We start from the raw sequence: 23004 nt of genomic DNA, 5'->3' as shown, positions 1-23004 counted from the left end.
TCCGCCACGGCGTGTAACGGTTCGGTCAACCCGCTCCGCTGGGGCTTTCGTCACAGCTGAAAGGTGGGATAGCGTCCGGCCCCAGACCGGCGACGACGGTCTGGTTCGTCCGCCCCCGCAAGGGCCAATAGGCAGCGGGTGGTTCGGACCATGGGACGGAGGAGGGTTCGGGCCTTGAGGCAGAAGCTCGCGCGCGTTATCGGTGGGGTGGCCATGCTGGCGCTCGTCGCCGGCGGCACCGCATGCTCCAGTGGTGGCGACGACACGGCGTCCGGTGGGGAAGCCTGTGGCAACAAGATCGCGTTCTTCGGCGCGCTGACCGGCAGTTCGGCGGCGCTCGGCATCAACGAGAACAACGGCGTCAAGCTGGCCGTCGACAAGTACAACAAGGCAAACGCCGACTGCAAGGTCGAGCTGGTCGCCCTGGACTCGCAGGGCAGCCCGGACCAGGCCCCGGGTCTGGCCCAGAAGGCCATCGACGACGCGAAGATCCTCGGTATCGTCGGCCCGGCCTACTCGGGTGAGTCGGAGGCCGCCGGTCCGCTGTTCAACGAGGCCGGTCTGGTGACCATCACCCCCTCCGCGACCCGCCCGAGCCTTGCTAAGCAGAACTGGAAGACGTTCTTCCGGGCGGTCGGCAACGACTTCAGCCAGGGCCCGGCGGCCGGCAACTACATCAAGAACGTGCTGAAGGCCGACAAGGTCTACGTCATCGACGACCAGTCCGCGTACGGCGCCGGCCTGGCCGACGAGGTCAAGAAGCTGCTCGGCCCGGCGGTCGTCGGCTCGGACAAGGTCCAGGGCGAGGGCAAGCAGACCGAGTTCTCCGCCGTGGTCACCAAGGTCAAGGCCGCGAACGTGAAGGCCATCTTCTACGGCGGCTACTACCAGGAGGCCGGCCTGATCCGCAAGCAGCTCAGCGCTGCCGGGGTCACCGCTCCGCTGATCGCCGGTGACGGCGTGAACGACGGCGCGTACATCACCTCCGCGGGTGCGGCGGCGGCCGAGGGCACCATCCTCACCTGCCCGTGCCAGCCGGCCACCGAGGCGCGCGGCACCTTCGCCCAGGAGTACAAGGCCCTCAACGGCACCGACCCGGGCACCTACAGCGACACGGCCTACGACGCGGCGAACATCCTGCTCGCCGGCATCAAGGCGGGCAAGACCACCCGCGAGGGCCTGCTGGAGTTCGTGAAGGGCTACAGCGGCGAGGGCGTCGCGGCGAGCTACAAGTTCGTCGAGGGCGGCGAGCTCGACCCGGCGCAGGTCAAGGTCTGGGCCTTCAAGGTCCAGGGCGGCAAGGTCGTCCCGGACCAGGAGATCCCGAAGTCCTGACGCCGGTCGCTGCTACAGCGATTGAGTTGTGATCGCGGGTGCGGCCGGGAGCTCGCTCCCGGCCGCACCCCCTTTTTCTCTCCAGACCCTGATGGAGCGTCCCTCCCTTGAACTTCGACGGACTGTTCTCCAACTTCGGAGAACTCACCACGACCGGCCTGACGCAGGGCGCGATCTACGCCCTGGTCGCGCTGGGCTACACGCTGGTCTACGGCGTGCTGAGACTCATCAACTTCGCCCACTCCGAGGTCTTCATCGCCGGCGCGTTCGCCGCGCTGTGGACCTGGAACGGATTCGGCCTCAACCAGGACTCGCAGGTCAGCGGGCTCGGCACGATCATCTTCTACCTGCTGGCGGCGATGATCGTGGCGGCGGTCGCCTCGGCGGGCACCGCGACGGTGATCGAGCGGGTGGCGTACCGGCCGCTGCGTAAGCGCAACGCGCCGCCGCTGGCCTTCCTGATCACCGCCATCGGCGCGTCCATCGCCATCGCCGAGGCGTTCGGCGTCTGGACCGACCGCCGTCCGCAGGGCGCCCCGGCGCTGGTCAGCTCCAAGCCGTTGTTCGAGGTCGCCGGGGTGCCGATCGACGCCATCCAGCTGCTGACCATCGGCGCCGCGCTGGTGATGATGATCGGGTTGGACATGTTCATCAACCGCAGCCGGGTCGGTCGCGGCATCCGGGCGGTGGCCCAGGACGCCAACACCGCCGCGCTGATGGGCGTGAACAAGGACCGGATCATCATGATGGTCTTCATCGCCGGTGGCGCGATGGCCGGCGTCGCCGGCCTGCTCTACGACGTGCGGATCCAGACCCTCACCTACAGCGTCGGCTTCCTGCTCGGCCTCAAGGCGTTCACCGCCGCGGTGCTGGGCGGCATCGGTAACCTGCGCGGCGCGCTGCTCGGCGGCCTGCTGCTGGGCGTCGTGGAGAACTACGCCTCCGGCCTGTTCGGCAGCGAGTGGAAGGACTTCGCCGCGTTCGCGCTGCTGGTGGTGCTGCTGATGTTCCGGCCGACCGGTCTGCTGGGTGAGTCGCTGGGGAGGGCACGGGCATGACGACCGTCCTGGAGAAGGTGCGCTCCGGCCGAGAGGCGGCCGGGGAACGGTGGCGCGGCGCGCCGCGCTGGGTGCGCTGGGCGCTGCTCGCCGCGGTGATCGTGTTCTTCTACGCGCTGCCGAACAAGGAGTTCTACCAGTACCTCGGGCCGATCCCGACCCCCGGTGCGAACTTCACGCAGGTGATGTTCACCGTCTCGATCTACGTGCTGCTGGCCGTCGGCCTGAACATCGTGGTCGGCTTCGCCGGCCTGCTCGACCTCGGCTACTTCGGTTTCTTCGCCGTCGGCGCGTACACCGTGGCGGTGCTGACCTCCCCGAGCAGCGACATCAAGACGCTGTGGCCGTGGCTGCTGGCGGTGCCGGTGGCGATCGCGCTGACGATGGTCTCCGGCGTGATGCTGGGTACGCCGACCCTGCGGCTGCGCGGCGACTACCTGGCACTGGTGACGCTCGGCTTCGCCGAGATGATCCGGATCGGGGCGGTCAGCTCGGAGTTCCTGAAGGGCCAGCGGGGCTTCAACCAGATCCCGCACCCGCCCGGCCAGTACGCCGACGGCAAGCCCATCTTCGGCGTGCTCGACGCCCGGCCCTACTACTGGCTGGTGCTCACGCTGATCATCCTGGTGGTGATCGGGGTGCGGAACCTGACCCACAGCCGGGTCGGTCGCGCCTGGATCTCGATCCGGGAGGACGAGGACGCGGCGCAGCTGATGGGCGTGCCGACCTTCAAGTTCAAGCTGTGGGCGTTCGCGGCGGGCGCCGCCATCGCCGGGCTGGCCGGCGCGCTCTTCGCGGGCAAGCAGAACTTCGTCAACTCGCAGAACTTCGAGCTGCTCAACTCGATCATCATCCTGGCCGCGGTCATCTTCGGCGGCTCCGGCAACATCGTCGGCGCCATCGTCGGCGGTGGCCTGGTGGCGTACATGATCGAGCGGTTCCGCGGCATCGAGGTGCTCGGCTACGAGCTGTACGAGTTCCGGTTCCTCTTCTTCGGCCTGGTGCTGGTGATCATGATGATCTTCCGGCCCGAGGGCCTGATCCCGAACCGACGACGCGCGGCGGAGTTCAAGGACCGCCGCAAGGAGGTGACCGTCGGTGAGTGACACCGAGCAGACGCCGGCCGTCCCGGCGCAGGCCGGCGCGCCGGCCGTGGAGGCGGTGCCCACCCGGGAGCCGCTGCTGGAGGTCGACAACGTCACGCTGCGCTTCGGTGGCGTGGTCGCGCTGAACGAGGTGGACTTCACCCTCTACAAGGGGGAGATCCTCGGTCTGATCGGGCCGAACGGCGCCGGCAAGACCACCTGCTTCAACGCGATGACCGGCATCTACCAGCCCACGGAGGGGCAGATCCGGTTCCGTGGCCAGAAGATCAGCGGCAAGAAGCGGCACCAGATCACCAAGATGGGCATGGCGCGGACGTTCCAGAACATCCGCCTCTTCCCCGAGATGACCGCTATGGAGAACGTCCTGGTCGGTGCCGACGCGCACCACAAGACCAGCGTGATCTCCGCGCTGTTCCGCCTGCCGCGGTACTGGAAGGAGGAGCGCGAGGGTCGGGAGAAGGCCGAGCGCCTGCTGGAGTTCGTCGGCATCCGCAAGCGGATGCACGAGTTCGCCCGCAACCTCTCCTACGGCGAGCAGCGGCGGCTGGAGATCGCCCGCGCGCTGGCCACCGACCCGGTGCTGCTCTGCCTCGACGAGCCGGCCGCCGGCTTCAACCCGGCCGAGAAGGAGGAACTGCTCCAGCTCATCCGGCAGATCCGGGACACCGGCGTGACCGTGCTGCTCATCGAGCACGACATGCGCCTGGTCATGGGGGTCACCGACCGGATCGTGGTGCTGGAGTTCGGAAAGAAGATCGCCGAGGGGCTGCCCGCCGAGGTGCGGGAGAACCCGAAGGTGATCGCGGCGTACCTGGGGGTGCCGGACGATGCTGCTTGAGATCGACGACGTGAGCCTGCTGTACGGGCGGATCCAGGCGCTGCACGGCATCAGCCTGACGGTGGACGAGGGCGAGATCGTCGCCCTGATCGGCGCCAACGGCGCCGGCAAGTCGACCACGATGCGGGCCATCTCCGGGATCCGGCCGGTCGCCAGCGGGAGCATCCGGTTCAACGGTGAGGACATCACCAAGCTCCGGGCCGACCTGCGGGTCCGGCGGGGGCTGTGCCAGGCGCCGGAGGGCCGAGGCATCTTCCCGGGCATGACGGTGCTGGAGAACCTGGACATGGGCGCCTACACCCGGCGGGACCGGGCGGGCATCGCCCAGGACCTCGACCGGGTGCTGAACCTGTTCCCGCGCCTGGCGGAGCGGCGCAAGCAGGCCGGGGGTACCCTTTCCGGCGGCGAGCAGCAGATGCTGGCCGTCGGCCGGGCCCTGATGAGTCGACCGAAGCTGCTGCTGCTCGACGAGCCCTCGATGGGTCTGGCGCCGATGCTGATCCAGCAGATCTTCGACATCATCACCGAGATCAACGAACAGGGCACCACCATCCTGCTGGTCGAGCAGAACGCCCAGCAGGCCCTGGCCCGGGCACACCGGGCGTACGTGCTGGAGACCGGCCGGATCGTCAAGAGCGGGACCGGTGCGGACCTGCTGCACGACCCGGCGGTCAAAGAGGCCTACCTCGGCGTGGCCTGACCGGCCGCCACCCCTCATCGCAAGGAGAACGACATGTTCCACATCTCTGGTGGCCGCCGGGCCGTGCTCGGCGCCACGGGTGCCGCGCTGCTCGCCCTCTCGCTCGCCGGTTGCGGCGAGAAGGAGGGCACCGAGCAGCCCGGCGCCGGACCCAGCGTCACCGCCGCCGCCGACTCGGCGCTTGCGGCGAAGGTGCCCGACGCCATCAAGGCCGACGGCGTGATCAAGGTCGGCACCGACTCGACGTACGCCCCGGCGGAGTTCCTCGACGCCGACGGCAAGACGGTCGTCGGATTCGACGTCGAGCTGTTCAACGCCGTCGCGCAGAAGCTCGGCCTGAAGGCCGAGTACGAGTCGGCGCCGTTCGACTCGATCCTGCCCGGCGTGGACTCCGGCAAGTACGAGATCGGCGTCTCCTCGTTCACCATCAACGCCGAGCGGATGAAGACCGTCAACATGGTCAGCTACTTCTCCGCCGGCACCCAGTGGGCGACGAAGGCCGGCAACCCGGCCAAGATCGACCCGAACGACGCCTGCGGCAAGAAGATCGCCGTGCAGGTCGGCACCGTGCAGCTCGACGACATCACCGCCCGGTCGAAGAAGTGCACCGACGCCGGCAAGCCGGCGATCACCATCGACCAGTACCAGGCGCAGAGCGACGCCACCGCCGCCGTGGTCAGCGGCAAGGACGACGCCATGCTGGCCGACTCGCCGGTCGGCGCGTACGCGGTGAAGCAGAGCAACGGCCAGCTGGAGCTGCTCGGCGACATCTACGAGTCCGCCCCGTACGGCTACGCGGTGAAGAAGGACCAGGCCGCGTTCGCCGAGGTGCTGAAGGAGGCCGTGCAGGCGGTCATCGCCGACGGCAGCTACGAGACCGCGCTGAAGAAGTGGGGCGTCGAGGGCGGCGCCATCACGACTCCGGCGCTGAACCCGACCAGCTGACCCATGTCGGTCGAGACTGACACACCCGAGCGGGCACGGCCGGAACCCATCCAGGCCGTGCCCGTGCGGCATCCCGGACGGTGGGTCGCCGTCGGCGTGATCGGGGTGCTGGTGGCCATGTTCGTCCACCTACTGGTGACGAACAAGGCGTTCAACTGGTCGTTCATGGTCGACGAGATGTTCCGCCCGCCGATCATCGAGGGGCTGCGCGGCACGATCGCGCTGACCATCCTCTCGATGCTGATCGGCGTCGGGCTGGGTGTCGTCATCGCCATCATGCGGCTGTCGGAGAACCCGATCCTGCGCGGCGTGGCCTGGGCGTACACCTGGTTCTTCCGGGCGGTGCCCCGGCTGGTGCTGGCGATCCTCTTCGGCAACCTGGGCATCCTGTGGGCGCGGATCGAGTTCGGCCTGCCCTTCGACCGGCAGATCGGCGCCCTGTTCGGGGTCGACGACTTCGAGGCGCGGCTGTTCGGCTTCTCGGCGGTGGACATCCTCACCGGGTTCGTCGCCGGCATGCTGGCGCTGGGCCTCTCCGAGGCCGCCTACATGGCGGAGATCGTCCGGGCCGGCATCCAGTCGGTCGACGAGGGGCAGACGGAGGCCGCGCAGGCGCTCGGCCTGACCCGGGGGCAGATCCTGCGCCGGATCGTGCTGCCGCAGGCCATGCGGGTGATCATCCCGCCGACCGGCAACGAGACGATCGCGATGCTGAAGGACACCTCGCTGGTGGCCTTCGTGCCGGTCTCGGCCGAGCTGTTCTTCCAGCTCAAGGCCGTCGGTAACCGGACCTTCCAGGTCTTCCCGATGTACGTGGCGGCGTGCCTGTGGTACCTGCTGCTGACCAGCGTGCTGCTGGTCGGGCAGTACTACCTGGAGCGGCACTTCTCCAGGGGCGTCGGGCGCAGCGGGCGGGCGAAGACCAAGCTGCGCGGGATCACCGCGGAGGCGGGCGGCGCGACCGGGAAGGTGGACGGCGCATGACCGAGGTGACGGTGCCGGCCCAGGCCGGCGCGCCCACGGCGGAGTCCGGGCCGATGGTCCGGGCCGAGCAGGTGCACAAGTCGTTCGGGTCGGTCGAGGTGCTCAAGGGAATCGACCTGGAGGTCCGCAGCGGCGAGGTCTGCTGTCTGCTGGGCCCCTCCGGCTCCGGCAAGTCGACGTTCCTGCGCTGCATCAACCACCTGGAGAAGATCAACGCCGGTCGGATCTGGGTGGATGGCGAGCTGATCGGCTACCGCGAGCGCGGCGGGAAGTTGCACGAGATGCGGGAGAAGGAGGTGGCCGCCCAGCGCCGCTCGATCGGGATGGTGTTCCAGCGGTTCAACCTCTTCCCGCACATGACCGCCCTGCAGAACGTCGCCGAGGCGCCGGTGCTGCTGGGCCGGGAGAGGAAGGCCGCCGCCCGCGACCGGGCCGCCGCCCTGCTGGAGCGGGTGGGGCTGGGCGACAAGCTCGGCAACTATCCCGGTCAGCTCTCCGGTGGCCAGCAGCAGCGGGTGGCGATCGCCCGGGCGCTGGCCATGCGGCCGAAGCTGATGCTCTTCGACGAGCCCACCAGCGCGCTCGACCCGGAGCTGGTCGGCGAGGTGCTCGACGTGATGAAGGACCTGGCCCGCGACGGCATGACGATGATCGTGGTGACCCACGAGATCGGCTTCGCCCGCGAGGTTGGCGACTCGCTGGTCTTCATGGACGGCGGCGTCGTGGTCGAGTCGGGAAACCCGCGCGAGGTGATCGCCAACCCCCGGCACGACCGGACGAAGGCGTTCCTGGCCAAGGTGCTCTGAGGCGGATGCCGGCGCGGTCCCGTCCGGGCCGCGCCGGCGCCCGTGCCGGTGACGTCCGTCGCGGTCGCGCCCGTGCCGGTGTCCCGGAGTGTCGGAGCGGGCGGCTAGAGTCGCTGCCGTGACAGCTACGACGCCGCGCCTGCTCCTCGTCGACGGACATTCCATGGCATACCGGGCGTTCTTCGCCCTGCCGGTGGAAAACTTCTCCACCACGACGGGGCAGCCGACCAATGCGGTCTACGGCTTCACGTCCATGCTGATCAACGTGCTGCGCGACGAGCAGCCCACGCACATCGTCGTCGCCTTCGACGTCTCCCGCCGCTCCTTCCGCACGGAGAAGTACGCGGAGTACAAGGCCGGCCGCAGCGAGACCCCGACCGACTTCAAGGGTCAGGTCAGCCTGGTCAAGGAGGTCCTGGCGGCGCTGCGCATCCCGGTGGTGGAGAAGGAGGGCTACGAGGCCGACGACATCATCGCCACCCTCGCCTGCCAGGCCCGCGACCAGGGCATGTCGGTGCTGATCAGCACCGGCGACCGGGACGCCTTCCAGCTCGTCGGTGAGAACATCACCGTGCTCTATCCGCGCAAGGGCGTCTCCGACCTGGCCCGGATGGATCCGGCGGCGATCGAGGCGAAGTACGGCGTCGCCCCGCAGCGCTACCGCGACCTGGCCGCCCTGGTCGGCGAGACCAGCGACAACCTGCCCGGTGTCCCGGGCGTCGGCCCCAAGACCGCCGCGAAGTGGATCAACCTGTACGGCGGGGTCGACGGCGTCGTCGCGCGCGCCGACGAGATCAAGGGCAAGGCCGGCGACAGCCTGCGCGAGCGGCTCGCCGACGTGATCCGCAACTACGAGATCAACTGCCTCGTCTCCGACCTGGAGCTGCCGCTGCGCCCCGAGGACGCCCGCTGGCAGGGGTGGGACCGCGAGGCGGTCCACCAGGTCTTCGACACCCTCGAGTTCCGCATCCTGCGCGACCGGCTCTACCAGTACCTGGAGGCCGTGGAGCCGGAGGCCGAGGCCGGCTTCGACCTCACCGGCGAGGTGCTCACCGAGCCCGGGGCGTTGGCCGGGTGGCTGGAGACGCACGCGCCGGCCGGCACCCCGGTGGGCGTGGCGGCGAAGCTCGACACCGGGCCCAACCGCCGGCACACCGCCTCCGTGACCGGCATGGCCCTGGCGACCGCCGGCGGCGCGGCGGCCTGGCTCGACCCCGCCACCCTGGGGCCGGCCGACGAGGCGGCCCTGGCGGCCTGGCTGGCCGACGAGGCGCGGCCCAAGGTGCTGCACGACAGCAAGCCGGTCGTGCTCGCGTTCGCCGCGCACGGCTGGCGCCTGGACGGCATCCTCCGCGACACCCAGATCGCCGCCTACCTGGCCCGCCCCGACCAGCGCTCCTACGACCTGACCGACCTGGCCCTGCGCTACCTGCACCGCGAGCTGCGGGTCGACGCGCCGGAGACCGGCCAGCTCACCCTCGACGGCCTCGGCAACGACGGCGAGGCGGAGCAGAACCTCATGCTCCAGGCCCGGGCCACCCTCGACCTCGCCGACGCCATCGACGCCGAGCTCTCCCGCGACGGCGAGCAGTCCGCCCGGCTGATGGCCGGGGTGGAGCTGCCGCTGATGCGGGTGCTCGCCGGCATGGAGCGCACCGGCATCGCCGCCGACACGCACTACCTCTCCGAGCTGGAGGCGCACTTCGCCGCCGAGGTGAAGGCCGCCGCCCAGGGGGCGTACGCGGCGGTGGGGCGCGAGTTCAACCTCGGTTCGCCGAAGCAGTTGCAGGAGATCCTCTTCGGCGAGCTGGGCCTGCCCAAGACCAAGAAGATCAAGACCGGCTACACCACCGACGCCGACGCCCTGCAGTGGCTCCACGCGCAGAACCCGCACCCGGTGCTGGCCCACCTGCTGCGCCACCGGGATGTGGCCAAGCTCAAGACCACCGTCGACGGGCTGCTCAAGTCGGTCTCCGACGACGGGCGCATCCACACGACGTTCAACCAGACGGTGGCGGCCACCGGCCGGCTCTCCTCGACCGAGCCCAACCTGCAGAACATCCCGATCCGCACCGAGGAGGGACGGCGGATCCGCCGCGCCTTCGTCGTCGGGGAGGGCTACGAGTGCCTGCTCACCGCCGACTACAGCCAGATCGAGATGCGCATCATGGCGCACCTGTCGTCGGACGACGCGCTCATCGAGGCGTTCAACTCCGGCGCCGACTTCCACGCCGCCACCGCCTCGTCGGTCTTCGGGGTGCCCCTCGACGAGGTCACCGCGGACCAGCGGCGCAAGATCAAGGCGATGAACTACGGCCTGGCGTACGGGCTGAGCGCGTTCGGCCTCTCCCAGCAGCTCGGCATCACCGCCGAGGAGGCGCGCGGGCTGATGGAGGACTACTTCGCCGGCTTCGGCGGGGTGCGCGACTACCTCCAGGAAATCGTCTCCCGGGCCCGGCACGACGGCTACACCTCGACGATCCTGGGTCGCCGGCGCTACCTGCCCGACCTGGTGAGCGACAACCGGCAGCGCCGGGAGATGGCCGAGCGGATGGCGCTCAACGCGCCGATCCAGGGCTCGGCCGCCGACATCATCAAGGTGGCCATGCTGCACGTCGACACCGCGCTGCGCGAGGCTGGCCTGCGCTCGCGGATGCTGCTCCAGGTGCACGACGAGCTGGTGTTCGAGGTCGCGCCGGGCGAGCGGGAGGCCCTCGAGGCGCTGGTGCGGCGAGAGATGGGCGGGGCATACCCGCTGTCGGTGCCGCTGGAGGTGTCGGTCGGCGAGGGGCGGGACTGGAACAGCGCCGACCACTGAGTGTCTTCGTGGTGGGGGTTCCGGGGCAGCCCGACCCGCTCCGGGCGGTCAGGCTTGATCCCTGCGCCGGTCGGGCTGCCCCGGAACCCGTCGCGGTCGGCGTCGTGCCGAGAGCCACATCGGCTCGTGGTCCTACGCGCTGGCCCGGTCCGGCGTATCACCCCTGCCGGGCGTCGTGGCCGGGTCCGGTTCAGCGTCCCGGTCCCCGGCGGGCCTTCGGAGGGGCGCCGTGCCGCTCCAGGGCCTTCCGGGACGGTCCGCCGGGCGGCGGAAGCGGGGCCTTGACGGGATCGTGACCCCAGTTCATCAGGGAGTACCGCCACCGGGTCTGGCGCACGTCGCCGCTGGGTCGCTGCGCCATGTGCCGCCGGACGTACCCGACGACCTTGCGCATGTGCCGGTAGTCGGCCTCCGAGAGCTGGTCGCGCTTGCGCCGCAGCAGATCGATGATCTTCCGGCCGGACTCGTGCCCGACGGACTCGCCGCCCTTGGTGCCCTTGCGCCACCCGACGTGCTTGGACTCCTCGGTCTCCAGCCACGTCGACAGCTCCCCCGGCTTCATGTTCACCGCCTCGGTGAACTCCCGGTAGACGTCCCGGCCCTCGTCACCCCTGCTCATGGCGCAGCACCTCCGGTCGGTGGGCGACGTCCCGGCCCGAGTCGTCGTTGCGGATCCGGTACTGCGGGTGCTCCGGGGACGCGTTCACGGCGTGCCCGCGCACGTGCGTCCGGTCGATCAGCTTCTCCTTGACCACGCCGTACGCCCGGCCGCTGTGACTGGCCCAGGAGACGTGGTCACCCTTGCGGAACTCGTTCTGCTCGGCCATACCGGGTGGTTACCCGGCGTCGATGCCAGGAAACGGGGGACCGGCTACGGGGTGATCTCGGCGATCGGCAGCTTGATCTCGAACGGCTCGCTGAGTTCGACCAGCTCGGCGCTGTCGGTGATCAGTTCATCGGATTTGCGGCGTGGAAACCCGGCCGTTCAGGGTCGGAAGGAAACGCCGCTCCCTCCCCTCGCTGATCGTCTTCTATGGACGGTTGATAGGGTGTGAGGCGTGGGGGAGGTGGTGAAGCGGGCGTACAAGTACCGCTTCTACCCATCCCCTGAGCAGGCCGGGCAGTTGAACCGCACCTTCGGGTGTGTGCGTCTGGTGTACAACCGGGCGTTGGAGGCGCGGACCCGGGCGTGGGCGGTTGACCGGCAACGCACCACCTATGTGCAGTCGTCGGGGTGGCTGACCGGGTGGAAGCGCACCGATGACCTGGCGTTCCTGAACGAGGTGTCGTCGGTGCCGTTGCAGCAGACGTTGCGGCATCTGCAGGCCGGGTTCGTGGCGTTCTGGGACAAGCGGGCCCGGTATCCGCGGTTCAAGTCCAAGCGCAAGTCGCGGGCGTCGGCCGAGTACACGCGCTCGGCGTTCCGGTGGCGTGACGGTCAGCTCACTCTGGCCAAGATGAACAGCCCGCTGAACATCGTGTGGTCCCGGTCCCTGCCCACCGGGGCGGAACCTTCCACGGTCACGGTGTCCCGGGACGCTGCCGGCCGCTGGTTCGTGTCCATTTTGGTTGAGGATCCGGCGGTGAAGCCGTTGCCGCCCGTCGCGGCGGAGGTTGGTGTGGATGCGGGCATCACCAGTCTGCTCACCCTGTCGCGTCCGATGCCTGGGGTGAGTGACGAGCAGGGCAAGGTGGCCAACCCGCGGTACGGGCAGGCCGACCGGCGGAAGCTTGCCAAGGCGCAGCGGAACCTGGCCCGCAAACAGAAGGGTTCCGCGAACCGGGCGAAGGCCCGACTGAAGGTGGCCCGGATCCATGCTCGTATCGCCGACCGGCGGCGGGACCATCTGCACAAGCTGACCACTCGGCTCGTCCGTGAGACCCAAACGGTCGCGATCGAAGACCTCAGCGTGCGTAACATGCTCCGCAGCCGGCGCCTGGCCCGCGTCATCTCCGACGCGGCCTGGGGTCAGTTCCGCAGCATGCTGGAGTACAAAGCCCAGTGGTACGGCCGTGAGGTGATCCCCGTCGACCGGTGGTACCCGTCGTCCAAGACCTGTTCGACGTGCGGGCGGATCAACAGCACCCTCGCCCTCAACACCCGCGTCTGGACGTGCCCCGGCTGTGCAACTGAGCACGATCGGGACATCAACGCCGCGACGAACATCCTCGCCGCTGGGCTGGCGGAGAGGTAAAACGCCTGCGGAGCTGATGTAAGACCTCAAGGGAAAATCCTCCCGGCAAGGCTATCGGCGATGAAACAGGAAACCTCACGGGCGACCGTGGGAATCCTGGCCCTTCAGGGCCGGGAGGATGTCAAACTGCCGCTCTCCGCCCGGCGCGGCGGCCCGAGCCGCTCGCCCCGGCGGTAGGCGTAGAGGTGCACGGGATCCTGTTCGATGCGCCAGTAGAACGGGATGCCCGCGGCGGCGTACTCACCCGGCTTGGCGAACCGGTCGACGCGGCGGGTTCCAGGCGAGACGATCTCGACCGCGAGGACGACGTCGTCCGGGCGTACGAGGGACCGGTCCGACGGCACCTCTGCCCGGCACAGGAGCACGTCCGGGCGGCGGCTGGTGTTGACGGTGAGTTCGACGCCGACGTCTTGTGCAGCTCGCAGGTCACGGGGTGCGTGGGTGTGCAACCACAGCCGTAGCAGGAACGAGATGTCCTGGTGGCCCAGGGTGGGGGAGGGGGTCACCTGGACGACTCCGTCGACGAGTTCGACGCGCGGGGCGTCGTCCGGCAGGTTGAGCAGGTCCTCCAGCGTGTAGTCCGCTCGCTGCTGCCGGATCGGGTCAGGACACCAGGGGCCAGGTGGTGTCGCGATCGGCTCGACGCTCACCGGCTCAGCGTAACCCTGCCTGCGGCCCCGGACGTCACACCGACCGTCCGGCTTCTCAGGACGTCGCACCGACCGTCCGGCTTCTCAGGCGGGCTTCTCAGTGACGAAGATGGCGGTGCCGGGGAAGAGGCGGCCGCGCAGCGGGCTCCACTGCCCCCAGATCCCCTCGTGCCCCTCGTGCCACTCCGGCTCGACCAGGTCGACCAGGTCGAACCCGGCGCCCACGATCTCCCGGACCCGGTCGCCGAGCGTGCGGTGCTGCTCGACGTAGGTGGCCGCGCCGGTCTCGTCCTGCTCCACGTAGGGGGAGCGGTCGAAGTACGAGTGCGTGGCGGTCAGCCCGCCCTCGCCCGGGTCGTCGAGGAAGATCCACCGCATCGGGTGGGTCACCGAGAACACCCAGCGACCGCCGGGGCGCAGCACCCGGAACACCTCGCGCATCACCGCTGCCGAGTCGGCCACGAACGGGATCGCCCCGAACGCCGTGCAGGCGGTGTCGAACGCCGCGTCGGCGAAGGGCAGCGCCAGCGCGTCGGCCTGCACCAGCGGCACGCGTACGCCGGTGCGCGCGGCGGCTAGGGCGGCGTGCCGCAACATGCCGGCGGACAGGTCCATGGCGACCGGCCGGGCGCCCCGGGTGGCGAGCCACCGCGCGGCGGCCGCGGCGCCGCAGCCGACCTCCAGCACCCGCCGCCCGGTCAGGTCGCCCAGCAGCCTTACGTCCGCCTCGCGCACCCCCTCCGGGCACCAGACGAAGTCGAGGTCGCCGAGGAAGCCGCCGTGCTCGGCCTGGTAGTCGTCCGCGTCGGTGTCCCACCAGTGGCGGCTGGCGCGCCGGGCCTCGGCGTCGCCCACCCGGCGCCGGGTCACCCGGCTGCTGTCGTCGTCCACCCGCTCACGCTAGTGCCTCTCCCGCCGGGCGCGACGGGGCGGCGGGCCCCCGGGCGCGGCGGGACGGGAGTGGCGCTACGGTTTCCGGTGGTGCTCTTGTGACGGACGCGACAGGTGGGGCGGCTTCCTACCGAAATCTCCGCTTTCGCAGGTGGCGAGGCGGCGAGAGGGCGGGAGGCCTTGCACGCTGTGGTAATGCAGCGGGTAGGCTAGACGATGCGCTCGCGGATCGTGTGCCTCGGCAGGGAGCAGGTGCGCGGTCTCCGGGACCACTGGCGGAGTTACCTCCATGATCTCACTCGATCTTCGGTGTGCCCGGCGACGGATCCGCTGGCGCGAACAGGTCACCGCGACACCAGCCTGCTGTGACACACCATCCGACCGGAGCAACCGCCCACATGACGAGCAGCATCGAGGCCCCCTCGAGCGCCACCCGGGTCACCCACGACGATCTCGGTTCCGAGGAGGCTTTCCTCGCCGCGATCGACGAGACCATCAAGTACTTCAACGACGGCGACATTGTCGAAGGCACCGTCGTCAAGGTCGATCGGGACGAGGTCCTGCTCGACATCGGCTACAAGACCGAGGGCGTCATCCCCTCTCGGGAGTTGTCGATCAAGCACGACGTGGACCCGGCCGAGGTCGTTTCGGTTGGTGATCACATCGAGGCCCTGGTCCTCCAGAAGGAGGACAAGGAGGGGCGTCTGATCCTCTCCAAGAAGCGGGCGCAGTACGAGCGGGCCTGGGGCACCATCGAGAAGATCAAGGACGAGGACGGCGTCGTCCGCGGCTCGGTCATCGAGGTGGTCAAGGGCGGCCTCATCCTCGACATCGGGCTGCGCGGCTTCCTGCCCGCCTCCCTGGTCGAGATGCGTCGGGTGCGGGACCTGCAGCCGTACGTCGGCCGCGAGCTCGAGGCCAAGATCATCGAGCTGGACAAGAACCGCAACAACGTGGTCCTGTCCCGCCGGGCCTGGCTGGAGCAGACGCAGTCCGAGGTGCGCACCGAGTTCCTCAACAAGCTGCAGAAGGGCCAGGTCCGCAAGGGCGTCGTGTCCTCGATCGTCAACTTCGGCGCGTTCGTCGACCTGGGCGGCGTGGACGGCCTGGTGCACGTCTCCGAGCTGTCCTGGAAGCACATCGACCACCCGTCCGAGGTCGTCGAGGTGGGCCAGGAGGTCGAGGTCGAGGTCCTGGACGTCGACCTGGACCGCGAGCGGGTCTCGCTGTCGCTGAAGGCGACCCAGGAGGACCCGTGGCGGCAGTTCGCCCGCACCCACGCGATCCAGCAGATCGTGCCGGGTAAGGTCACCAAGCTGGTGCCGTTCGGCGCCTTCGTCCGGGTGGACGACGGCATCGAGGGCCTGGTCCACATCTCCGAGCTGGCCGAGCGCCACGTGGAGATCCCGGAGCAGGTCGTCCAGGTCGGCTCCGAGGTCATGGTCAAGGTCATCGACATCGACCTGGAGCGTCGCCGGATCTCGCTGTCGCTCAAGCAGGCCAACGAGGGCTTCGTCGAGGGCGAGGAGCACTTCGACCCGACCCTCTACGGCATGGCCGCGACCTACGACGCCGAGGGCAACTACATCTACCCGGAGGGCTTCGACCCGGAGACGGGCGAGTGGCTCGAGGGGTACGACAAGCAGCGCGAGACCTGGGAGAACCAGTACGCCGAGGCCCGTCAGCGCTGGGAGGCCCACACCAAGCAGGTGCAGACCTCCCGCGCCGCCGACGCCGAGGCCGCTGCCAACCCGGCTCCGGCCGTCACCGGTGGCACCACCACCTCGACCAGCGCGGCCCCGAGCCGGCAGGCCGAGGAGCCGGCCGGCACCCTGGCCACCGACGAGGCGCTCGCCGCTCTGCGGGAGAAGCTCGCCGGCGGCAAGTGACCCGCTGAACGACGGACGAGGGCCCCGTCCCCGCGATCGCGAGATCGCCGGGGGCGGGGCCCTCGCCGTTGCCCGCCCCGCCCGGCCCCCGCTCCGGCGGGCCGGCCGCTCGGCGCCGTTCCGGCGGCCCCAGGCACCGGCCGGTTCGTTCCGGTGGGGCCGGGCCCGTCCGTGCCGGTGGGGCCCGGAGGCCGGGCCCATCCACTCGGCGGCCAGCCAGATGGCCCAGACGGGCACCGTCCGGCGTGGCGGGCGTGCCGGGCGCGGGCACCGGCCCGGTTTGGCGGTGCGGGGAAGATCGGGTTGACTGGTCCGGTGCTGATGGTGGGGTTGACCGGGGGGATCGGATCCGGCAAGAGCGCGGTGGCGTCCCGGCTGGCCGAGCGGGGCGCGGTAGTCATCGACGCCGACCAGGTGGCCCGGGAGGTGGTGGCGCCGGGCACCGAGGGGCTGGCCGAGATCGTCGCGGCCTTCTCCGACCGGGTCCTCGACGCCGGCGGGGCCCTCGACCGGGCGGCGCTGGGCGCGGTGGTCTTCGCCGACGAGGCGGCCCGGCGCCGGCTGGAGGGGATCATCCATCCCCGCGTACGGGCCCGCACGGCCGAACTGGCCGCCGCGGCGGCGCCCGACGCGATCGTGGTCAACGACGTGCCGCTGCTGGTGGAGGTGGGGCTTGCGCCCACGTACCACCTGGTGGTCGTGGTGCAGACGGCGGTGGCCACCCGGTTGGCGCGCCTGGCCCGCGACCGCGGGATGGATCGGGCGGAGGCCGAGCGGCGGATCGCCGCGCAGGCCGACGACGCCCGACGCCGGGCCGCGGCGGACGTGGTGCTGACCAACGACGGCAGCCTCGTCGACCTGCACGCGGCGGTCGACGCGCTGTGGCAGGAGCGGCTGCTGCCCTACGAGGCGAACCTGCGCGAGCGGCGACCGGTGCGACCGAACCGCGTCGTGCTGACCGAGGCCGACCTGACCTGGCCGCAGCAGTACGCGCGGCTCGCCGCCCGGATCCGGCACGCGATCGCCCCCGCCGACCTGCGGATCGACCACATCGGCTCGACCGCGGTGCCCGGCCTCGCCGCCAAGGACGTGATCGACATCCAGCTCACCGTGCCGACCCTCGCCGACGCGGACGGCCCGCTGGCCGAGCGGCTCGCGGCCGCGGGCTTCCCGCGCCTGCCCGGCGACTGGTGGGACAACCCGCGACTGCCCGGTGGCGGCCGGTGGGAGAAGCGGCTGCACGGCAGCGCCGACCCGGGCCGCCCCGTCTACCTGCACGTGCGCGCCGTGGACTCGCCCGGCTGGCGGTACGCGCTGCTGATGCGCGACCACCTGCGTGCCGACCCGGACCAGCGGGCGGCCTATCTGCTGCTGAAGCGGGAACTGGCCGCCTCGGCCCCGGACAGCGCCACCTACACCACGGCGAAGGACCCGTGGTTCGACGAGGAGCACCTGCGCGCCGAGGAATGGGCGGCGCAGACCGGCTGGCGCCCCTGACCGGTCACCGGCCGCCGTCGCCGGCGCGTCGGGCTCTGACGTCACCCCGGCGGCGACCCTGACCCCGATCGGTCACCGCCCGGCGGCCGGCGCTTCCGGGCGCTGCGGCGCCGGCCGGGCAGCGGGCAACCGGGGCACCGCGCCGGGGGCCAGGTCGAGCTGGGCCCAGGCGCCCGACCGGGTACGCAGCTCCAGCCGGCGCAGCACGCCGGACCGGTCGATCCAGTAGCGCAGCAGCGCCCCGGACGTGCGCAGCTCGACCACGTCCACGGTCCTGCCGGACAGGCTGTCCCCGCGCACCCGCAGGGCGGCGCCCCACGGCGCGGGCGGCCGGGCGGCCCGCAGCGCCGCGTCGAGCAGCAGGCCCAGGTCGCCGGCGCGCGTCGGGTCGGCCCGCCAGCCCCGCGCGGGCGGCGGCAGCGGGGGCCGGCCGGGTGCCTCCACCGTGCCGGAGACCGTCGTGGCGGGGACCTCCGCCCGGGTCACGTCCGTCCCGTCGACGCGCAGCAGCGCCCGGCGCTCCGGTGCGCCGAGGTCGGCGACGGCCACGTACGCGGCCCGGCCGGTCCAGCTCACCCAGCCGGCGCCGCGCAGGTTGGTGCCGGCGGCCAGGGGCGCGGTGAGGGTGACGGTGGCGCCGCCGGCGGCGCGGAGCCGGGCGGGCAACCGGTCCAGCCGGTCCCGCTCCCCGGCGGTCAGGGCGCGGGGCTGCCCGGGCCGGCCGCCGAGGGCGTCAACCGGCCGCAGCGTCGGCCGGTCGGTGCGGGTGAGCTGCACGGTGACCGGCCCGACGCCGGGCAGTCCGGTCTCCAGCCGGTGCAGGCGGGCGTCGCGGTCCAGCCAGTAGCGCGGGTGGTCGCCCGTCGCCGCGGACGCGGGTGGCGGTGGCGCGCCCGGGGCCGACGGCGCCTGGAGGATGTCGACCGGCTCCGCCCCGACGGTGGCGCGGCCCACCCAGCGGGCGGCCTCCGAGGGCGGCTCGGGGCGGTCCGCGCCGAGCCGGAAGAGCAGGTCGAGCACGGCGGCGAGCCCTCGCCCGCCGGACGGGTCGTGCAGCCGCCAGCGGTCCGCCGGCGGCACCAGCGGAGGCGGTGCGGCGGTGGGCACCGCCGCCGGGTCGGGCCGCAGCACGGCCACGGTCGGCGTGGCCTGCAGCAGGCCGCGTTCGGCGCCCGCGCCGGGCCCGCCGACGTCCAGGTAGACCAGCGGCCGGGACCAGTCGACCCAGCCGACCAGTTCGGTGCGGTCGGACCCGGTGCCCGTCGTCACCCGCACCCCGGCCCGCAGGTCGCGGTGGTTGGTGACCCGCATCGCGGCCAGCCGGTCGCGCTCGTCGCTGGTCAGCGCCCGGGGCGGCTCCGACCGGTCGGGAGACCAGCTCACCAGCCCCGCGACCAGCGCCGCCGCGGAGAGCACGGCCACGACCGCGAGCACCAGCAGGGTGGTGCGCCGGCGGCCGGTCAGCACCCGCGGGACGGCCCCGGTGTGGGCGTCGTCGTGCGGCGGGCGGTCCTGCGGCGGGAAGGTCGGGTCGGGACGGGTGGCCCGGGCGGCGGAGGTGTCCACGGATGGTTGAACGGGATTCACCGTCGCGGGGTGACGTGCAGGGGCGCTCGCGGCGGCCGGTCAGCGCCTCGGGCGCGACCACGTCGGGTGCGCACGCCGGGCGTGCCGGGTGCTGCGACCCCTGTGCCGGGGGCGGGCCGGCCGCTGAGGGCCTGGCCGCCTGCCCGGTCGGCCGCCGCGAGCGGCCTACACTGAGAGCGTAGTCTCGTGAGATCGGCCACACAATGGGAATATTGAAGCCGATCAGGGACCCTCCGTAGTCGGCGCGGGGTGTCGGACCCCCGGCGTACCGTTGAGGTCATGGCGCTCGACATTCCCCGGCTCGACGGCCGCTTCCAGGTCGTCAGCGACTTCCAGCCGGCCGGCGACCAGCCGGCGGCCATCGACGACCTGGAGCGTCGGGTCCGACGCGGCGACCGCAACACGGTGCTGCTCGGCGCGACCGGCACCGGCAAGAGCGCCACCACGGCGTGGCTCGTCGAGCGGTTGCAGCGGCCGACGCTGGTGCTCGCGCCCAACAAGACGCTCTGCGCGCAGCTGGCCAAGGAGTTCAGCGAGCTGCTGCCGCACAACGCGGTGGAGTATTTCGTCTCCTACTACGACTACTACCAGCCCGAGGCCTACATCCCGCAGACCGACACCTACATCGAGAAGGACTCCTCGATCAACGAGGAGGTCGAGCGGCTGCGGCACTCGGCGACGATGTCGCTGCTCACCCGGCGCGACGTGGTGGTGGTGGCCACCGTCTCGGCGATCTACGGCCTGGGCACCCCGGAGGAATACCTCGACCGGGCCGTGCGCGTCGCCGTCGGGCAGGAGCTCGACCGCGACCAGCTGCTGCGCCGCCTGGTCGACATCCAGTACTCGCGCAACGACATGGCCTTCAACCGGGGCACCTTCCGGGTCCGGGGCGACACGCTGGAGATCATCCCGGCCTACGAGGAGCTGGCCGTCCGGATCGAGCTCTTCGGTGACGAGGTGGAGAAGCTCTACTACCTCAACCCGCTCACCGGCGACGTGGTCCGCGAGGTCGACCACCTGCTGATCTTCCCGGCCACCCACTACGCGGCCGGCCCGGAGCGGATGGAGCGGGCGATCCGCGACATCGAGGCCGAGCTGGGCGAGCGGTTGGCCGAGCTGGAGCGGCAGGGCAAGCTGCTGGAGGCCCAGCGGCTGCGGATGCGCACGACCTACGACATCGAGATGATGCGGCAGGTCGGTTTCTGCTCCGGCATCGAGAACTACTCGATGCACATCGACGGCCGGCTGCCGGGCAGCCCGCCGCACTGCCTGCTCGACTACTTCCCCGACGACTTCCTGACGGTCGTCGACGAGTCGCACGTGACCATCCCGCAGATCGGCGGCATGTACGAGGGCGACGCGTCACGCAAGCGGATGCTGATCGACCACGGCTTCCGGCTGCCCAGCGCGGCCGACAACCGGCCGCTGCGGTTCGACGAGTTCCTGGAGCGGGTGGGCCAGATGGTCTTCCTGTCCGCCACGCCCGGCCCCTGGGAGCTGGAGCAGGCCCAGGGCGAGTTCGTCGAGCAGGTGATCCGGCCGACCGGCCTGATCGACCCCGAGGTCGTCGTGAAGCCCACCAAGGGCCAGATCGACGACCTGATGCACGAGATCAAGCTGCGCACCGAGCGCGACGAACGGGTGCTGGTCACCACGCTGACGAAGAAGATGGCCGAGGACCTGTCCGACTACCTCCTGGAGAACGGCATCCGGGTGCGTTACCTGCACTCCGAGGTCGACACGTTGCGCCGGGTGGAGCTGCTGCGCGAGCTGCGCAAGGGCGACTACGACGTGCTGGTCGGCATCAACCTGCTCCGGGAGGGCCTCGACCTGCCCGAGGTGTCGCTGGTCGCCATCCTCGACGCCGACAAGGAGGGCTTCCTGCGCAGTGGCCGGTCGCTGATCCAGACCATCGGCCGGGCGGCCCGGAACGTCTCGGGCCAGGTGCACATGTACGCCGACAAGATCACTCCGTCGATGGCGGACGCGATCGACGAGACCAACCGGCGGCGGGCCAAGCAGATCGCGCACAACGAGGCGCACGGCATCAGCCCGGAGCCGCTGCGCAAGAAGATCCACGACATCCTCGACGACATCTACCGCGAGGCGGAGGACACCGAGAACAGCCGCGTCGGCGGTGCGGTGCGGCAGCTGTCCCGGGGCAAGGCGCCGGTCAAGGAGACCCGCAGTCGCGGCCGGGCCGGCGGCGCCGGCCCCGCGCGGGAGGGGATGGCCCGGGCCGAGCTGGCCCAGCTCATCCAGGAGCTCAACGACCAGATGCTGGCCGCGGCCCGGGAGCTGCAGTTCGAGCTGGCCGCCCGCATCCGCGACGAGGTCGCCGACCTGAAGAAGGAGCTGCGCGGCATGGACGCCGCCGGCGTGAAGTGACCGCCCGGCGAGGAACCCGGCGGCTCCGCCGGGTTCCTCGCCCTGTGGTCACGCCACGAGGCCGGCCCGTCGCCCGAAGATCACCGCACGCGTCCACCGAGCGTACGCGGCCCCGGGCGCCGGGCCCGGGGGTCCCGGAGGCGCCCGCCGTACTGCACCGCCCGTGACCTGGTCGGCGACGTCTGCTCGTTCGGCACGTACCGACCCTTACGGGCGACCGGCGGGGCCCGGTCGGCAACGGGGCCACTAGCCTCGATTGCGGTACGCGAGCGAACTATTGCGCTGGGTGATCGTCCTGCGTACTCTCCCTCGGTGGGGAGGCGGGGATGCCGTTGCCAACGAGTCCGGTCATTCGACGCGCGCGGTTGGGCGCCGAGCTGCGCCAGTTGCGCAGGCGGGAGGGGCTGACACTGGAGCAGGTCTGCGACCGGCTCGGCTGGGCGTCCACCTCCAAGCTGTCCCGCATCGAGCTGGGGCAGAGCCGGCCGGATCTCGCCGACGTCCTCGACCTGCTCGACGTCTACGAGGTGCCGCCGCCGCAGCGGGAGGCGCTCATCGTCATCGCCCGCGACGCCGCCACCAGCCGGGGCTGGTGGAAGGCGCTGGGGGAGATGGGGGAGCGGCAGCGCACCTACGCCGAGTTGGAGGCGGGAGCGGCGACCATCGTGGACTGGCAGCCCGCCGTCGTGCCGGGGCTGCTCCAGACCCCGGCGTACGCGCGGCTGCGGATCGCCGCCGGGCGGCTGCTCGACCCGACCGTCGACGTGGATGCCGACGTGCGCGCCCGCGCGATGCGGCACGAGGTGCTGCGGCGGGCCGACCCGCCCCGCTACACGGCGCTGCTCGCCGAGGCGGCCTTCGAGGCCGGCGACACCCCGCCGCAGGTGTGGCAGGAGCAGTTGCGGCACCTGGTCGACCTGGCCGGCCTGCCGCACGTGACGATCCGGCTGCTGCCTCGGGGCGTCGCCGCGCGGGGCGGGGCGCAGCCGCTCACGCCGTACTCCTGCTACTCGTTTCCCGACCCGGCCGACCCCCGCACGGTGATGCTGGAGGCGCTGACCACCGACGTGCGCCTGGCGACGACGGCCGACGTCGACCGCTACGACCAGCTCACCGGTTGGCTGCTGGACGCGGCGCTCAGCCCGGAGGAGACGAGCGCGGCGCTGAGCCGGCGTGCCGCCGGGTGATCCCTGCCGAGGCGGCGATGCCTGCCGACCGACCCGGCCGCGTGCGAGCAGCGCGGCCGAGACGCTGCCCGCCGGATATCGCCGCGCGGGCCACCGGGCCCGGCGCCCCCGAGCCCGTCGGGACCGGCAG

Annotated in this window: 19 protein-coding genes; 14 read left to right on the top strand and 5 right to left on the bottom strand. The window is 71.3% G+C overall.

The annotated features are described in order from the left end of the window. Positions 1–174 precede the first annotated feature (174 nt). The 9 genes from ACGF5C_RS14455 (at position 175) to polA (ending at position 10590) form a co-directional block, all read left to right on the top strand. Positions 175–1335 carry a branched-chain amino acid ABC transporter substrate-binding protein gene (locus tag ACGF5C_RS14455; protein ID WP_393301340.1) on the top strand — a complete coding sequence of 387 codons (1161 nt, stop codon included), beginning with the start codon at positions 175–177 and terminating at the stop codon, positions 1333–1335. Positions 1336–1442: 107 nt separating this feature from the next. Beyond that, entirely contained in the window at positions 1443–2393 is a 951-nt protein-coding gene (locus ACGF5C_RS14450; RefSeq protein ID WP_393301337.1) for a branched-chain amino acid ABC transporter permease, read from the top strand. Beyond that, positions 2390–3499, top strand: coding sequence for a branched-chain amino acid ABC transporter permease (locus tag ACGF5C_RS14445; protein WP_357700094.1), 1110 nt, complete (start codon positions 2390–2392; stop codon positions 3497–3499). Before ACGF5C_RS14450 ends, ACGF5C_RS14445 begins: the two co-directional genes overlap by 4 nt. Beyond that, positions 3492–4337 (top strand): ABC transporter ATP-binding protein, encoded by an 846-nt coding sequence (locus tag ACGF5C_RS14440; RefSeq protein WP_393269017.1) that lies wholly within the window; start codon positions 3492–3494, stop codon positions 4335–4337. The genes ACGF5C_RS14445 and ACGF5C_RS14440 overlap by 8 nt, the downstream gene beginning before the upstream one ends. Beyond that, positions 4327–5037 (top strand): ABC transporter ATP-binding protein, encoded by a 711-nt coding sequence (locus tag ACGF5C_RS14435; RefSeq protein WP_350709235.1) that lies wholly within the window; start codon positions 4327–4329, stop codon positions 5035–5037. The genes ACGF5C_RS14440 and ACGF5C_RS14435 overlap by 11 nt, the downstream gene beginning before the upstream one ends. A 33-nt stretch (positions 5038–5070) precedes the next feature. After that, the gene (locus ACGF5C_RS14430) at positions 5071–5982 is read left to right on the top strand and encodes an ABC transporter substrate-binding protein (protein WP_393301334.1); all 912 of its coding nucleotides are present in this window, start codon (positions 5071–5073) and stop codon (positions 5980–5982) included. 3 nt (positions 5983–5985) lie between these two features. Next, complete coding sequence (locus tag ACGF5C_RS14425) at positions 5986–6966, top strand: amino acid ABC transporter permease (RefSeq protein WP_393301331.1); 981 nt, start codon at positions 5986–5988, stop codon at positions 6964–6966. Between the two features lie 53 nt (positions 6967–7019). Next, a complete protein-coding gene (locus ACGF5C_RS14420) occupies positions 7020–7772 on the top strand; it encodes an amino acid ABC transporter ATP-binding protein (protein ID WP_393301667.1) in 753 nt (250 codons plus the stop codon). 118 nt (positions 7773–7890) lie between these two features. Beyond that, positions 7891–10590 (top strand): DNA polymerase I, encoded by a 2700-nt coding sequence (polA, locus tag ACGF5C_RS14415; RefSeq protein WP_393301328.1) that lies wholly within the window; start codon positions 7891–7893, stop codon positions 10588–10590. Positions 10591–10780: 190 nt separating this feature from the next. Here the strand turns inward: polA and ACGF5C_RS14410 are convergent, their stop codons facing one another. Together ACGF5C_RS14410 and ACGF5C_RS14405 are read right to left on the bottom strand one after the other, a co-directional pair. Beyond that, complete coding sequence (locus tag ACGF5C_RS14410) at positions 10781–11209, bottom strand: DUF3140 domain-containing protein (protein ID WP_393301325.1); 429 nt, start codon at positions 11207–11209, stop codon at positions 10781–10783. Further along, complete coding sequence (locus tag ACGF5C_RS14405) at positions 11196–11417, bottom strand: DUF2945 domain-containing protein (RefSeq protein ID WP_393301322.1); 222 nt, start codon at positions 11415–11417, stop codon at positions 11196–11198. Before ACGF5C_RS14405 ends, ACGF5C_RS14410 begins: the two co-directional genes overlap by 14 nt. A gap of 231 nt (positions 11418–11648) precedes the next feature. Between ACGF5C_RS14405 and ACGF5C_RS14400 the strand changes: the two genes are divergently transcribed. Continuing rightward, positions 11649–12785 carry an RNA-guided endonuclease InsQ/TnpB family protein gene (locus ACGF5C_RS14400; RefSeq protein WP_393301319.1) on the top strand — a complete coding sequence of 379 codons (1137 nt, stop codon included), beginning with the start codon at positions 11649–11651 and terminating at the stop codon, positions 12783–12785. A 104-nt stretch (positions 12786–12889) separates the two neighbouring features. On the opposite strand, the gene ACGF5C_RS14395 is transcribed toward ACGF5C_RS14400, so the two are convergent. Together ACGF5C_RS14395 and ACGF5C_RS14390 are read right to left on the bottom strand one after the other, a co-directional pair. Continuing rightward, positions 12890–13435: a Uma2 family endonuclease gene (locus ACGF5C_RS14395; RefSeq protein ID WP_393301316.1), complete on the bottom strand. Its 546-nt coding sequence runs from the start codon at positions 13433–13435 to the stop codon at positions 12890–12892. A gap of 84 nt (positions 13436–13519) precedes the next feature. Further along, positions 13520–14326 carry a class I SAM-dependent methyltransferase gene (locus ACGF5C_RS14390; RefSeq protein ID WP_393301313.1) on the bottom strand — a complete coding sequence of 269 codons (807 nt, stop codon included), beginning with the start codon at positions 14324–14326 and terminating at the stop codon, positions 13520–13522. Positions 14327–14724: 398 nt separating this feature from the next. Here ACGF5C_RS14390 and rpsA point away from each other — a divergent pair, with 398 nt between their 5' ends. Next, the gene (rpsA, locus tag ACGF5C_RS14385) at positions 14725–16215 is read left to right on the top strand and encodes a 30S ribosomal protein S1 (RefSeq protein ID WP_357700111.1); all 1491 of its coding nucleotides are present in this window, start codon (positions 14725–14727) and stop codon (positions 16213–16215) included. Between the two features lie 315 nt (positions 16216–16530). Further along, the gene (coaE, locus tag ACGF5C_RS14380) at positions 16531–17712 is read left to right on the top strand and encodes a dephospho-CoA kinase (protein WP_393301664.1); all 1182 of its coding nucleotides are present in this window, start codon (positions 16531–16533) and stop codon (positions 17710–17712) included. 72 nt (positions 17713–17784) lie between these two features. On the opposite strand, the gene ACGF5C_RS14375 is transcribed toward coaE, so the two are convergent. Continuing rightward, positions 17785–19278: a hypothetical protein gene (locus ACGF5C_RS14375; protein WP_393301310.1), complete on the bottom strand. Its 1494-nt coding sequence runs from the start codon at positions 19276–19278 to the stop codon at positions 17785–17787. A gap of 300 nt (positions 19279–19578) precedes the next feature. On the opposite strand from ACGF5C_RS14375, the gene uvrB reads away from it, so the two are divergent. Both uvrB and ACGF5C_RS14365 read left to right on the top strand, forming a co-directional pair. Beyond that, entirely contained in the window at positions 19579–21687 is a 2109-nt protein-coding gene (gene uvrB / locus ACGF5C_RS14370) for an excinuclease ABC subunit UvrB (RefSeq protein ID WP_393301307.1), read from the top strand. A 326-nt stretch (positions 21688–22013) separates the two neighbouring features. Next, a complete protein-coding gene (locus ACGF5C_RS14365) occupies positions 22014–22874 on the top strand; it encodes a helix-turn-helix domain-containing protein (protein WP_393301304.1) in 861 nt (286 codons plus the stop codon). Positions 22875–23004 lie beyond the last annotated feature (130 nt).

Source organism: Micromonospora sp. NPDC047620 (genome assembly GCF_043205005.1).
Taxonomy (GTDB): Bacteria; Actinomycetota; Actinomycetes; order Mycobacteriales; family Micromonosporaceae; genus Micromonospora.
Note: the sequence above shows the minus strand (reverse complement) of the source record. Positions and strands in the feature narration are given on the sequence as shown.

Coding starts and splice junctions, on each gene's coding strand:
- ACGF5C_RS14445 (WP_357700094.1), top strand. CDS start 2,390: ATGACGACCGTCCTGGAGAAGGTGCGCTCCGGCCGAGAGGCGGCCGGG.
- ACGF5C_RS14365 (WP_393301304.1), top strand. CDS start 22,014: ATGCCGTTGCCAACGAGTCCGGTCATTCGACGCGCGCGGTTGGGCGCC.
- ACGF5C_RS14405 (WP_393301322.1), bottom strand. CDS start 11,417: ATGGCCGAGCAGAACGAGTTCCGCAAGGGTGACCACGTCTCCTGGGCC.
- ACGF5C_RS14430 (WP_393301334.1), top strand. CDS start 5,071: ATGTTCCACATCTCTGGTGGCCGCCGGGCCGTGCTCGGCGCCACGGGT.
- ACGF5C_RS14435 (WP_350709235.1), top strand. CDS start 4,327: ATGCTGCTTGAGATCGACGACGTGAGCCTGCTGTACGGGCGGATCCAG.
- uvrB (WP_393301307.1), top strand. CDS start 19,579: ATGGCGCTCGACATTCCCCGGCTCGACGGCCGCTTCCAGGTCGTCAGC.
- ACGF5C_RS14425 (WP_393301331.1), top strand. CDS start 5,986: ATGTCGGTCGAGACTGACACACCCGAGCGGGCACGGCCGGAACCCATC.
- ACGF5C_RS14410 (WP_393301325.1), bottom strand. CDS start 11,209: ATGAGCAGGGGTGACGAGGGCCGGGACGTCTACCGGGAGTTCACCGAG.
- ACGF5C_RS14420 (WP_393301667.1), top strand. CDS start 7,020: ATGGTCCGGGCCGAGCAGGTGCACAAGTCGTTCGGGTCGGTCGAGGTG.
- rpsA (WP_357700111.1), top strand. CDS start 14,725: ATGACGAGCAGCATCGAGGCCCCCTCGAGCGCCACCCGGGTCACCCAC.